Annotated in this window: 11 protein-coding genes; 6 read left to right on the forward strand and 5 right to left on the reverse strand. The window is 73.1% G+C overall.

Annotated elements, in window-relative coordinates; translation table 11 throughout:
* Positions 1–68: 68 nt before the first annotated feature.
* Positions 69–644 (reverse strand): TerD family protein, encoded by a 576-nt coding sequence (locus ACIPW5_RS33575; RefSeq protein WP_125603209.1) that lies wholly within the window; start codon positions 642–644, stop codon positions 69–71.
* 144 nt (positions 645–788) lie between these two features.
* Here ACIPW5_RS33575 and arfB point away from each other — a divergent pair, with 144 nt between their 5' ends.
* Complete coding sequence (gene arfB, locus ACIPW5_RS33580; RefSeq protein ID WP_401253226.1) at positions 789–1,214, forward strand: alternative ribosome rescue aminoacyl-tRNA hydrolase ArfB; 426 nt, start codon at positions 789–791, stop codon at positions 1,212–1,214.
* A 20-nt stretch (positions 1,215–1,234) separates the two neighbouring features.
* On the opposite strand, the gene ACIPW5_RS33585 is transcribed toward arfB, so the two are convergent.
* Complete coding sequence (locus ACIPW5_RS33585) at positions 1,235–1,807, reverse strand: flavin reductase family protein (RefSeq protein WP_401253229.1); 573 nt, start codon at positions 1,805–1,807, stop codon at positions 1,235–1,237.
* Between the two features lie 303 nt (positions 1,808–2,110).
* Here ACIPW5_RS33585 and cdgB point away from each other — a divergent pair, with 303 nt between their 5' ends.
* Positions 2,111–3,853 (forward strand): diguanylate cyclase CdgB, encoded by a 1,743-nt coding sequence (gene cdgB, locus ACIPW5_RS33590; RefSeq protein ID WP_401253231.1) that lies wholly within the window; start codon positions 2,111–2,113, stop codon positions 3,851–3,853.
* Positions 3,854–3,921: 68 nt separating this feature from the next.
* Positions 3,922–4,950 (forward strand): CBM35 domain-containing protein, encoded by a 1,029-nt coding sequence (locus tag ACIPW5_RS33595; RefSeq protein WP_401253234.1) that lies wholly within the window; start codon positions 3,922–3,924, stop codon positions 4,948–4,950.
* Between the two features lie 75 nt (positions 4,951–5,025).
* Here the strand turns inward: ACIPW5_RS33595 and ACIPW5_RS33600 are convergent, their stop codons facing one another.
* The 3 genes from ACIPW5_RS33600 to ACIPW5_RS33610 form a co-directional block, all read right to left on the reverse strand.
* On the reverse strand, positions 5,026–5,952 hold the full coding sequence (locus tag ACIPW5_RS33600) for a 1-phosphofructokinase family hexose kinase (protein ID WP_401253237.1): 927 nt from the start codon (positions 5,950–5,952) through the stop codon (positions 5,026–5,028).
* Positions 5,953–6,055: 103 nt separating this feature from the next.
* Entirely contained in the window at positions 6,056–7,207 is a 1,152-nt protein-coding gene (nagA, locus tag ACIPW5_RS33605; protein ID WP_401253239.1) for an N-acetylglucosamine-6-phosphate deacetylase, read from the reverse strand.
* Complete coding sequence (locus ACIPW5_RS33610) at positions 7,207–8,139, reverse strand: ROK family protein (RefSeq protein ID WP_401253262.1); 933 nt, start codon at positions 8,137–8,139, stop codon at positions 7,207–7,209. Before ACIPW5_RS33610 ends, nagA begins: the two co-directional genes overlap by 1 nt.
* 225 nt (positions 8,140–8,364) lie before the next feature.
* On the opposite strand from ACIPW5_RS33610, the gene ACIPW5_RS33615 reads away from it, so the two are divergent.
* The 3 genes from ACIPW5_RS33615 to otsB all read left to right on the forward strand — a co-directional run bounded on the left by ACIPW5_RS33615 (position 8,365) and on the right by otsB (position 10,932).
* Positions 8,365–9,654: an extracellular solute-binding protein gene (locus ACIPW5_RS33615; RefSeq protein WP_401253264.1), complete on the forward strand. Its 1,290-nt coding sequence runs from the start codon at positions 8,365–8,367 to the stop codon at positions 9,652–9,654.
* A 44-nt stretch (positions 9,655–9,698) separates the two neighbouring features.
* Positions 9,699–9,980 carry a DUF3263 domain-containing protein gene (locus ACIPW5_RS33620; RefSeq protein ID WP_401253242.1) on the forward strand — a complete coding sequence of 94 codons (282 nt, stop codon included), beginning with the start codon at positions 9,699–9,701 and terminating at the stop codon, positions 9,978–9,980.
* A gap of 82 nt (positions 9,981–10,062) precedes the next feature.
* Entirely contained in the window at positions 10,063–10,932 is an 870-nt protein-coding gene (otsB, locus tag ACIPW5_RS33625) for a trehalose-phosphatase (RefSeq protein ID WP_401253245.1), read from the forward strand.
* Positions 10,933–11,131 lie beyond the last annotated feature (199 nt).

The raw sequence follows: 11,131 nt of genomic DNA on the forward strand, positions 1-11,131 counted from the left end.
GCCGAACGGTAGCGAAGCCCCCTGCCCGGCACCTGCCGGGAGGGGGCTTCGGCCGCTCGGGACGCGGGTCAGACGTTGACGCCGAAGTCCTGGGCGATGCCGACGAGGCCGGAGGCGTAGCCCTGGCCGACCGCGCGGAACTTCCACTCGGCGCCGTTGCGGTAGAGCTCGCCGAAGACCATGGCGGTCTCGGTGGCCGCGTCCTCGGAGAGGTCGTAGCGGGCGATCTCGGCGCCGCCGGCCTGGTTCACGACGCGGATGTAGGCGTTGCGGACCTGGCCGAAGTTCTGGCTGCGGTTCTCGGCGTCGTAGATCGAGACCGGGAAGACGATCTTGTCCACGTCGGCGGGGAGGCCGGCGAGGTTGACGTTGATCGCCTCGTCGTCGCCCGCGCCCGCGCCGGTGCGGTTGTCACCGGTGTGGACGATGGTCTGGTCCGGGGTGGACTTGTTGTTGAAGAAGACGAAGTGGCCGTCGGAGACGACCTTGCCCATGGCGTTGACCGCGATGGCGGACGCGTCCAGGTCGAAGTCGACACCGGTCGTCGTGCGCACGTCCCAGCCGAGGCCGACCGTGACGGCGCTGAGGCCGGGGGCCTCCTTCGAGAGCGAGACGTTGCCGCCCTTGGACAGGCTTACTGCCATTTTGACTGGTGTCCTTCCTCGACGCTTGACCGCGGGGTGAGGTCAAGTTACCGCTGTCCTTCATAACGCGGCGAGGGGGCGCGGAGGTTCCTGGACGCGGAAATGAGGGTGACGGGGGTCCGGGCGGGGGCCGATCATAGGGCCATGCCTGGTCCCTATGTCATCCGCGGTTCCGTCGTGCTCCCCGAGGCGGAGCTCGCCTGGCGGTTCTCGCGTTCCTCGGGGCCGGGCGGGCAGCACGTCAACACCTCCGACTCGCGCGTGGAGCTGCTGTTCGACCTGGCGGCGACCAAGGGGCTGCCGGACGTGTGGAAGGAGCGGGCGCTGGAGCGGCTCGCGTCCCGCCTGGTGGACGGGGTGGTGACGGTACGGGCCTCCGAGCACCGCTCGCAGTTCCGCAACCGGGAGATGGCGCTGGTCCGGCTGGCCTCGCTGCTGGCGGAGGCCACGGCCCCGCCGCCGAAGCCGCGCCGGGCGACGAAGATCCCCCGCGGGATCAACGAGCGCCGGCTGCGGGAGAAGAAGGCCCGGGGCGAGACCAAGCGGAACCGCAGCTCGCGCGACTGGTAGGCGGTGGGAGGCGGTCTCCCCTACGGGGCCAGGTGGCGGTAGCGGCCGCGGAAGTACGTCAGCGGCGGCGCCTCCGGGACCGGCAGGGCGGCGCCGAGGACGCGGCCGACGACCAGGGTGTGGTCACCCGCGGTGACCCGGGACTCGGTGCGGCACTCCAGGGTGGCCAGCGCCCCCGACAGCAGCGGCGCGCCCGACAGGGCGCCGCGTACGTGCGGCAGTCCCTCGAACAGCAGCCGGTCGCTGATCCGGTTCTTCATCGAGAACCGGGACGCCACCTGGACCTGGCTGTCGGCGAGGAGGGACACCGCCCACAGCGGCTGTTCGGCGAGCAGGTCGTCCATCCGGGACCCCTCGCGCACGCTGACCAGGACGAGCGGCGGGTCCAGGGAGACCGACATGAAGGCGGTGGCCGTCATGCCGACGTCCTCGCCGCGCGGTCCGTCGGCGCTCAGGGGCGGCTCCTGCGCGGTGATCAGGCACACGCCCGCCGCCAGGCGTGACATGGCGGCCCGGAACTCGTCGTCGCTCACCCCCTCAGGATGCGGGGTGGTGAGCACGGGGGCCGGGTGTACGGGGGTCGTCTTGGGCACGTACCGAACGCTAGTCCCGGCTCCGCGCGGCGCACATCGGACCCTGGTCCGAGCCGCGTCCCCGCCCCTCGGCCTAGGCCCGGGCGTATCGTTTGCGCGCGGGAAGGAGGGGGAGCGCTCCCACTTCCCGGACCGCTCTCAGAACGCCCTTGTTCATCTCATGTGACTTGAGTCACAGAGGGCAAGATTTGTTGACCCTGTGTACCTGCCGCACAGCTCACTGTGATTCAGTGGACGGGACACCGCAACGAAACGCCGATGACAAACCTGGAGTTGCTGTCGAGGTCTCGGGGAGAGCGAGCAATGGAGACCGAGTCGGAGCCGTACGTCCGTCTTGCGACCCTGCGGCAGCTGCACCAGGTGGTGGCCGAGCTCAACACGGCCAGGAGCCTGGCGGACACCCTGCAGACCGTCGTGGACGGCATCGTCAGGGGCCTCGGCTACGAGCTCGCCTGTGTCAACCTCGTACGCCCTGACGGGGATCTCGTCGTCGCCGCCTTCGCGGGCGACCCCGCAGCCGAGGCCCTGATCACCGGCCGCGTCGGCTCCCGCGGCGCCTGGGAACGCCGCCTGACCATGGGCGAGGACTGGGACGGCCTGCGCTTCATCCCGCACACCGAGGGCTGGGTCCTGATGGAGGACGACGTCCCCCAGTGGCACACCGACGGCCCCGATCCGCGCTTCCAGGACGAGTGGCACCCCGAGGACCGGCTCTACGCCCCCATGTACGCGACCGGCGGGGAACTTCTGGGTGTCATTTCGGTGGACAGGCCGCGCAACGGGCGCCGCCCCGGCGCGTGGGGGCGCGAAGCGCTCCAGATGTACGCCTTCCAGGCCGCCATTGCGATCAGCAACGCGAGGCTGCGCGCGAACATGCAGCGGGCCCTCGTCCGGCTGGAGCGCGAGCAGCAGGCGCTGCGGGCGAGCGAGGAGTCGTTCCGGCAGGCCTTCGAGTACGCGCCCAGCGGCATGGCCATCGCCGAGATGGGCGGCGACCAGCACGGCCGGCTGCTGCGCACCAACGACGCCCTGTGCCGCCTGCTGGGCCGGCCCGCCTCCGTCCTGCGCCGCTACTCCTTCTCCGACCTCGTCCACCCCGAGGACATCGGCACCCTGCTGCGCACCTCCGCCGAGGGCGGCCGCGCCGAACTGCGCCTCGGGCGGCGCGACGGCACGTACGTGTGGGTCTCCCTGCGCAACTCGGTGGTCGCCGACGCCGCCGACGGCCCCCGCTTCCTGCTCACGCACGTCGAGGACATCGAGGAGCGCAAGCGGCACGAGCTCCAGCTCGCGCACCGCGCCAGCCACGACTCCCTCACGGGCCTGCCCAACAGCGCCGAACTGCGCTCCCGGCTCGGCGCCCGCCTGTGCCGGCGGCCCCAGTCCGTACGGGCCAGCGCGGTCGAGGCCCTGGACGCGGCCTACGAGGGCCGCCCCGAGGCGGGTGGTGCCGGTGAGCACGGCTTTCCACCCGACGGGCAGTCCCACGGGCAGCACCACGCCTACGACGGCGGCTACCCCGCCGCCCCCGCCGCCGGGCAGCCCGCCGACGCCTTCGACTTCCCCGGCGCCTTCCCCGGCAGCCCGGACGGCCCGTACGACCACCACGTCCACACGGTGGCGCCCGCCACGGACGTCGACGACGGCACGAAGGGGCTCGCGGTGCTCTTCTGCGACCTCGACGGCTTCAAGTCGATCAACGACCGGTTCGGCCACCACACCGGCGACGCCGTCCTCATCGAGGTCGCCCGGCGCCTGACCACCTGCGTCAGGGACGGTGACACCGTCGCCCGGCTGGGTGGTGACGAGTTCGTCGTCCTCGCCGACGGACTGGGCGCCGCCGACGCCGCCGACCTCGCCGTACGGCTGCGCAACGCGATCATCCCGCCGATCCGGGTGGACGGCCGCGCGGTGCGCGTGGGGGCGAGTTTCGGCATCGGCTGGGCCAGCTGCGGGATGTCCGCGGACGAGGTGCTGCGCTCGGCCGACCAGCGCATGTACATCGAGAAGAGGTCCCGCTCCAAGGCACACCGGCGGGCCGGCTGAGTCCGAGGGCCACCCGTGGGTGCACGTGTTCGGGGTAGGCTCCCGTGGGTCGAAAGGAGTGACCTGCGATGACGACGCCCGCGAACAACGGCCCGCACGGTGGGGCGAACCAGCCCGGGGACGATGACCCGTTCGGCTACCTCTACGCGGACGGCCAGGCCGCCGGAGCCACCCCGCCCGGTCAGGGCGGCGGATACGGCTACCCCGGCCCGACGGCCGGCGGGCCGCACGGCGCGCAGCCCGGCGTCCCCCGGACCTCGTACAACCAGGTGCGCACGGTCGGCGAGCGGACGTACGGCGGCCAGCGCGGCGCCGTTCCGCAGCAGCAGCCCCCGCAGGCCTACCAGGCCCAGTACCAGGCGCCCGAAGCCCTCCAGGCGAACGGCTACGGCGTCCCGCAGCAGCCGTCCCCGCCGACGGCGCACGTCCAGCCCGTCCCGCCGCGCGGCGGCGGCCGCGGCGGCGGCTCCAGCCGCCGGGGCCTGCTGATCGCGGCGATCGCGGTGGTGGCGGCCGTCGGCATCGGCATCGGCGCGGCCGTGGTCTTCGGCAAGGACAAGGACAAGGACGACAAGAACCAGGCGACCGGCCCGACCCAGGCGGCGCAGCCCTCGCAGAAGTCCGAGCCGGAGCCGAGCGGCTCCCCGGAGCCCTCGAAGGCCCCGCTGCCCAAGGGCGAGGCCGCCGGCGCGGGCATGGCCCTCACCGGTGGAGCGGCGCTGCAGACCACCGTCCCCGGCTCCAAGAGCTCGGGCGGCCAGTACGTGGGCAACTTCAACCAGACGGGCGCCGCGCTGACCTGGACGGCCGAGCTGCCCGAAGCCGGCGACTACACGCTGAACGTCAACTACGCGGTCCCGGGCAAGGACGCGAAGGTCACGCTGACGATCAACGGGCAGACCCCCACGCAGTCCCTGAACCTGGCCAACTTCTCCAAGGCCGAGGCGGGCGCCTGGGACAAGGGCTGGACCCGGACCTACGCCTTCGTGACCCTCAAGAAGGGCACGAACACGATGAAGATCTCGTGCGAGGCCGGCAACCAGTGCGACGCCATATTCGACCAGCTGCGCCTGACCTCCGGCTGGGCCAAGGGCTGACGGCCGGCCGGCGACGGACGCCACGAGGGGGGAGGTGCACCGGGTGCGCCTCCCCCCTCGGCCGTTCCCGCGCGCCTACGGGGCGGCCAGCGGCACGGCCCTGATCTGCGGGGTGATCTCCTCGTACGTGCGCGGGTCGAAGTCCCCCGCCGTCGGGGCGTGCACGGTGGCCGCGGACAGGGCCACCGCCCGGACCAGGCGCGCGGGCCAGTCCAGGCCCCGGGTCAGGGCGGAGAGCAGGCCCGCGACGGCGGAGTCGCCCGCGCCGGTGGGGTTCCCGCGCAGCGGGCGGGGCGGGGCCGCCTCCCAGGTGCCGTCGGGGGTGGCGGCGAGCAGGCCGGCGGGGCCGAGCGAGGTCACCACCGCCTGGGCGCCGCGGCGGCGGGCGTCGCGGGTGGCGGGGAGCGGGTCGCGGGCGCCGGTCAGCTCCGCCAGTTCGGCCGCGTTCGGCTTGATGATGTCCGGGCGGGCGGCGACCCCGCGGCGCAGGGCCTCGCCGCTGGTGTCGAGCAGCACCGGGAGGCCGGCCGCGCGGGCCGACCGGACGAGGGTCGCGTACGCGCCGACCGGGACGCCCGGGGGGAGGCTGCCGCACAGGGCCACCGCGTGGGCGCCGGTGAGGAGTTCGGCGTACCGCTCCAGGAAGGCGGCCCATTCGGCGGGGGAGATCTGCGGGCCGGGCTCGTTGAACTGGGTGGTGTCGCCGGTGCTCTCGTCGACGACGGCCAGGGTGCGCCGGGTGGTGCCCGCGCAGGGGACGAGGGCGTCGGTCACTCCGGGTGCGCCGGCGAGGAGTTCGCGTACGGTCCGGCCGGCGGGGCCGCCCGCGAAGCCCGTCGCCGTGACCTCCTCGCCGAGCGCGCCGAGCACCCGGGCCACGTTCAGGCCCTTGCCGCCGGCGCGTTCGGTGACGGCGGTGACCCGGTGGGAGGTGTGCGGCAGCATGCGCGGCACCCGGTGGGTGACGTCGAGCGCGGTGTTGAGCGTCACGGTGAGGATCATGGCCAGCCCCGGTCTTGGTGTGTGCCGGGATCATGCCAAATCGAGGGCGGTCGGCCCAGTCCCGCGGGCGGACCGCCCCCTTTGCGCCGAATGAAAGGCCGGTTCAGCCCAGCGGGCTGACGATCCATTCGCCGCGCCGCATGACGCCCTTGACGTCGAAGGCGGCGTCGAGGACCACCAGGTCGGCGTACTTGCCGGGCTCCAGCGAGCCGACCTCGTCGTAGAGGCCGAGCAGCTTGGCCGGGTTGGCCGAGATCGCCTGGACCACGGACTCGACGGGCAGCCGGTCCACCGTCACCGACCGCTTGAACGCGGTGTCCAGGGTCAGCGTGGAGCCGGCGATGGAACCGCCCTCGACGAGCCGGGCGACGCCGTCCTTGACCTCCACCTCCAGCGGGCCGAGGTGGTAGGTGCCGTCGCCGAAGCCGGCCGCGTCCATGGCGTCGGTGATCAGCGCGACGCGGTGGGCGCCCGCGTGGTGGAAGGCCAGTTCCAGCATCGCCGGGTGCAGGTGCGTGCCGTCGTTGATCAGCTCGACGGTGACCCGCTCGTCCTCCAGCAGCGCCGCGATCGGGCCCGGGGCGCGGTGCTCCAGGCCGGGCATGGCGTTGTAGAGGTGGGTGGCGACGGTCGCGCCGGCGTCGATGGCCTGGCGGGTCTGGTCGTACGTGGAGTCGGTGTGGCCGATCGCGGCAATGACCCCGTGTTCGGCCAGCAGGCGTACGGAGTCCAGCCCGCCGGGGAGTTCGGTGGCGAGGGTGACCATGCGGGCGGCGCCGTGCGCGGCGTCGACCAGCTTGCGGACCTCGGCCGGGTCGGGGTCGCGCAGCAGGTCGGCCTTGTGGGCGCCCTTGCGGCAGGGGTTGATGAAGGGGCCCTCGAAGTGGATGCCGGCGATCTCGCCCTGCTGGGTGAGCTCGGCGAGCAGTCCGGCGCGGCGGGCCAGCTCGTCCAGGTCGCCGGTGACGGTGGAGGCGACGAGGGTGGTGGTGCCGTGCTCGCGGTGCGTGCGTACGCCCGTGAGGACCTCCTCGGCGGTGCCGGAGGTGAAGGAGGCGCCGCCGCCGCCGTGGTTGTGCATGTCCACGAAGCCGGGGACGATCCAGTGCCCGGACAGGTCGACGACCGTCGCGTCCTCGGGCGCGCTGCCCGCGACGCGGGCGCCCTCGACGATGACGCGGCCGCCCGCCACGATCCCGGTGGGCAGCACCACCCTCGCGCCGGAGAGAACGGTGCTCTGTGCGCTTCCGGACATCAGGCAGGTACCTCCGTGGCGAGTAGGTCCCAGGCGAGCAGCCCTGCGCCCAGGCATCCGGCGGTGTCCCCGAGGGCAGCCGGAACGATCTCGGGCAGCCGCTGGAACGTCACGCGCTCCTCGACGGCCGTCCTCAGTGGTGTGAACAAGGTTTCCCCCGCCTCGGCGAGCCCGCCACCGATGATCAGCGTGCTCGGGTCCAGCAGGGTGATCGCGGTGACCAGGCCGTCGGCGAGGGCGTCGATGGCGGCGAGCCAGACCGCGCGGGCGGCCGCGTCGCCGGACTCGACGGCCTTGGCGCAGTCGGCGGCGTCGGCGTCGGGGTCGCCGGAGGCGGCGGCCCAGGCGCGGCTGACGGCGGAGGCGGAGGCGAGGGTCTCCAGGCAGCCGTGCTGGCCGCAGCCGCAGGCGGGCCCGCCGGGGCGGACCACGATGTGGCCGATCTCGCCCGCGTAGCCGTGTGCCCCGGCCTCGATGCGGCCGGCGATGCCGATGGCTCCGGCGATGCCGGTGCCGAGCGGGACGAACAGGAACCGCTCGGCGCCGAGGCCCGCGCCGATGCGGCCCTCGGCGAGCCCGCCCGTGCGGACGTCGTGGCCGAGGGCGACCGGGATCCCGCCGAGGCGGCCGGTGAGCAGGTCGCGCATCGGTACGTCCCGCCAGCCCAGGTTCGCCGCGTACACGGCGATGCCGCGTTCGGCGTCGACGATGCCGGGGACGGCGACGCCGGCGGCCGAGGCGGGCACGCCGAAGCGTTCCCGGCCGAGGTCGAGGAGCTCGGCGGCGAAGTCCAGGATCGTCTCGACGACGGCTTCGGGGCCCCGCTCGCGGCCGGTGGCGCGGCGTGCCTCGTGCAGCAGGGTTCCGTCCGCCCCGATCAGGGCGGCCTTGATCCCGGTGCCGCCCACATCGAGGGCGATGACGTGTTTCACGGGTTTCACAGCAGACAGTCTCGCGTGCTCGGCGGGGAAAGGTCTAGTCCATTGGAGGGGATTGTTGACCGGCCATACAAATTCGGACCGCCCAAGTGACACAGTCCGGAAACAGTCCGCGGCATACCCCGTTCCGGATGTGGAGGAGCCGCCAAAGTGGTGTAGACCTTACGTCGGATCGTACGTACAACCTGGGGTGGATCAAGAACTGTGAAGGGCCGTTACCTGAGGCCGGCCGCGACCGGCGCCGCACTCTGCCTGACCGTGGCGACGCTGGCGGGCTGTGGAACCGTGTCCGGCCTCACCGGGGACAACGAGGTGACCCTGCGGGTCGTGGCGGCCGACTACGGGGACAATCCGCAGAACTCCTCCGCCGGCTACTGGAAGAACCTCGCCAGCTCCTTCGAGAAGGACAACCCCGGCGTCCACGTCGAGGTCAGCGTCTACTCCTGGTCCGAGGTCGACGCCAAGGTCGCCGCCATGGTCAAGGCCGGCAAGGCCCCCGACATCGCCCAGATCGGCGCCTACGCCGACTACGCCGAGGCCGGCAAGCTCTACACCGCCGACGAGCTGCTCTCCGTCACCACCGAAGCAGACTTCCTCGCCCCGCTCGCCGACGCGGGCAAGGTCAAGCGGGTCCAGTACGGGATGCCGTTCGTGGCCAGCACCCGGCTGCTCTTCTACAACACCAAGCTCCTCGGCGACGCCGGCATCATTCCCAAGGACGGGAACACCCCCTGGCAGCCCAAGAGCTGGGCCGACATCGAGGCCGCCGCCAAGAAGCTCAAGGCCGCCAACGTCCCGACCCCCTTCGCGCTGCCGCTGGGCCGCGAAGAGGCCCAGGCCGAGACGATGATGTGGATGCTCGCCGGCGGCGGCGGCTACACCGACAACGAGGAGGCGTACTCGATCGACTCCCCGGAGAACATCAAGTCGCTGGAGTTCCTCCGCGACAAGATGGTCGGCCAGCAGCTCACCGGCCCCGTCGAACCGGGCAAGCTCGACCGCCAGACCGCCTTCGACGCCTTCACGCGCGGCGAGGTCGGCATGCTCAACGGCCACCCCACCCTGCTCAAGCAGGCCGCGGGCAAGGGCGTGAAGTTCGGCATGGTCACCATGCCCACCGTCGACGGCACCGACCACTCCACCATGGGCGTCGCCGACTGGGTCATGGCCTTCAAGAACGGCCACAAGAAGGAGTCCGGGAAGTTCCTGGACCACCTCTTCTCCGCGAAGAACGTGACCACCTTCACCAACCAGTACGACCTCCTGCCCGTCACCACCAGCGGCTACCGGGCCATGGCCAACAGCACCGGCGGCTCCGCCGCCCAGCTGCGCACCTTCCTCACCGCCCTCCCCAACGCCCGGCTCTACCCGGTCGGCAAGAAGTCCTGGGCCGGGGTCAGCGAGGACGTCAAGCAGAACATCGGCAAGACCGTCCAGCCCGGCGGACAGCCCGCCAAGGTCCTGGAGGAGATCGCCGTCGCCGCGCGCAAGGCGGACGGGGAGCGCTGACCCGTCCCCGGCCGGGTGTCGGCGGGCGGCGTTAATGTGGCCGTATGACGGACGGCGGGCAGGCGGGTGACACGGGCGGCGCGGCGGCGGACGCGGCCCCCGGGCCGCTGACCGCCGCCGAAGCCGCCGTACTCGCCTACGAGGGCCGCAGCTGGCCCGGCCCCGGAGCCAAGGAACGCGCGATACGCGAGGCCCTGGGACTCACCCCGGTCAGCTACTACCAGCTGCTCAACAACCTCATGGACGACCCCCGCGCCCTCGCCCACGCCCCCGGCACCGTCAACCGCCTCCGCCGCATCCGCGCGGCCCAGCGGGCCCGGCGGTAGGGGGCGGCGGCGCCTGAGCACGCCTGGAGCGGCCTCCGCGAAGCCTGGGCGGGGCCCGCGCCACGCCGGTAGGGTCGTCCGTATGGGGAGCCAGCCGCACGAACCGCAGCCGAAGCCGCAGCCGATGCCCGTGCCCGCCACCGCAGCCGGACGCGAGGGACTCGAAGCCCTCCTCCGCGCACCCCGCAGAGCCGTCATCGCCCTCGACTTCGACGGCACCCTCGCCGAGATCGTCCCCGACCCCGACCAGGCCCGCGCCCACCCGGACGCCGTCCCCGCGCTCGCCGCGCTCGCGCCCCAGGTCGAGGCCGTCGCCGTCGTCACCGGCCGGCCCGCCGGGGTCGCCGTACGCTACGGCGGCTTCGCCGGAGTACCCGGACTGGAACACCTCGTCGTCCTCGGGCACTACGGGGCCGAGCGCTGGGACGCCGTCACCGGCATAGTCCGCGCCCCCGCCGAGCACCCCGGCGTCGCCGCCGTACGGGCCGAGCTACCGGGCTTCCTCGACGCCATCGGCGCGTGGCGCGGGACCTGGATCGAGGAGAAGGGCCAGGCGCTCGCCGTCCACACCCGCCGCGCCGAAGACCCCGCGGCGGCCTTCGAGGCCCTCCGCGAGCCCCTCGCGGAGCTCGCCGCCCGCCACGGCCTCATGGTCGAGCCGGGCCGCGCCGTCCTGGAACTCCGCCCGCCGGGCATGGACAAGGGCGTCGCCCTGACCGAGTTCCTCACGGAGCGCGGAGCCGAGGCCGTCCTGTACGCGGGCGACGACCTCGGCGACCTCGCGGCGTACTCGGCGGTCGAGAAGCGCCGCACCGAAGGCCTCCCGGGCCTCCTGGTGTGCAGCGGCTCGGCGGAAGTCCCGGAACTGGCGGCCCGAGCCGACCTCGTCCTCCCGGGCCCGGCAGCGGTATCGGCCTTCCTGGCACAACTGGCGGGGGCGCTGGAGGGGTGACGGCGGGGGCCCGCCATCTCCCCGTCGACCCCCTGGGGCCGAGCGGTGGCTGCCCACCCGCCTCCCTGGGTGCGGGCCGGTGGCCGGGTGAGCGGTAGCCCCTCGGACCGGATCAGAGCTGGTTGGGGGCTTCCCGTCAGTCCCATCGTCCTTCCGGTTCGTGCCGGCCTGTCAAGGGCGCTCCCTTCGGTCGCGTCGC

The organism is Streptomyces sp. NPDC090077 (genome assembly GCF_044747545.1).
GTDB lineage: Bacteria > Actinomycetota > Actinomycetes > Streptomycetales > Streptomycetaceae > Streptomyces.

Excerpts from the sequence above, each read along its gene's own strand:
- arfB (WP_401253226.1), top strand. The coding sequence starts at position 789 with ATGCCTGGTCCCTATGTCATCCGCGGTTCCGTCGTGCTCCCCGAGGCG.
- ACIPW5_RS33595 (WP_401253234.1), top strand. The coding sequence starts at position 3,922 with ATGACGACGCCCGCGAACAACGGCCCGCACGGTGGGGCGAACCAGCCC.
- ACIPW5_RS33620 (WP_401253242.1), top strand. The coding sequence starts at position 9,699 with ATGACGGACGGCGGGCAGGCGGGTGACACGGGCGGCGCGGCGGCGGAC.
- otsB (WP_401253245.1), top strand. The coding sequence starts at position 10,063 with ATGGGGAGCCAGCCGCACGAACCGCAGCCGAAGCCGCAGCCGATGCCC.
- nagA (WP_401253239.1), bottom strand. The coding sequence starts at position 7,207 with ATGTCCGGAAGCGCACAGAGCACCGTTCTCTCCGGCGCGAGGGTGGTG.
- ACIPW5_RS33575 (WP_125603209.1), bottom strand. The coding sequence starts at position 644 with ATGGCAGTAAGCCTGTCCAAGGGCGGCAACGTCTCGCTCTCGAAGGAG.
- ACIPW5_RS33600 (WP_401253237.1), bottom strand. The coding sequence starts at position 5,952 with ATGATCCTCACCGTGACGCTCAACACCGCGCTCGACGTCACCCACCGG.
- cdgB (WP_401253231.1), top strand. The coding sequence starts at position 2,111 with ATGGAGACCGAGTCGGAGCCGTACGTCCGTCTTGCGACCCTGCGGCAG.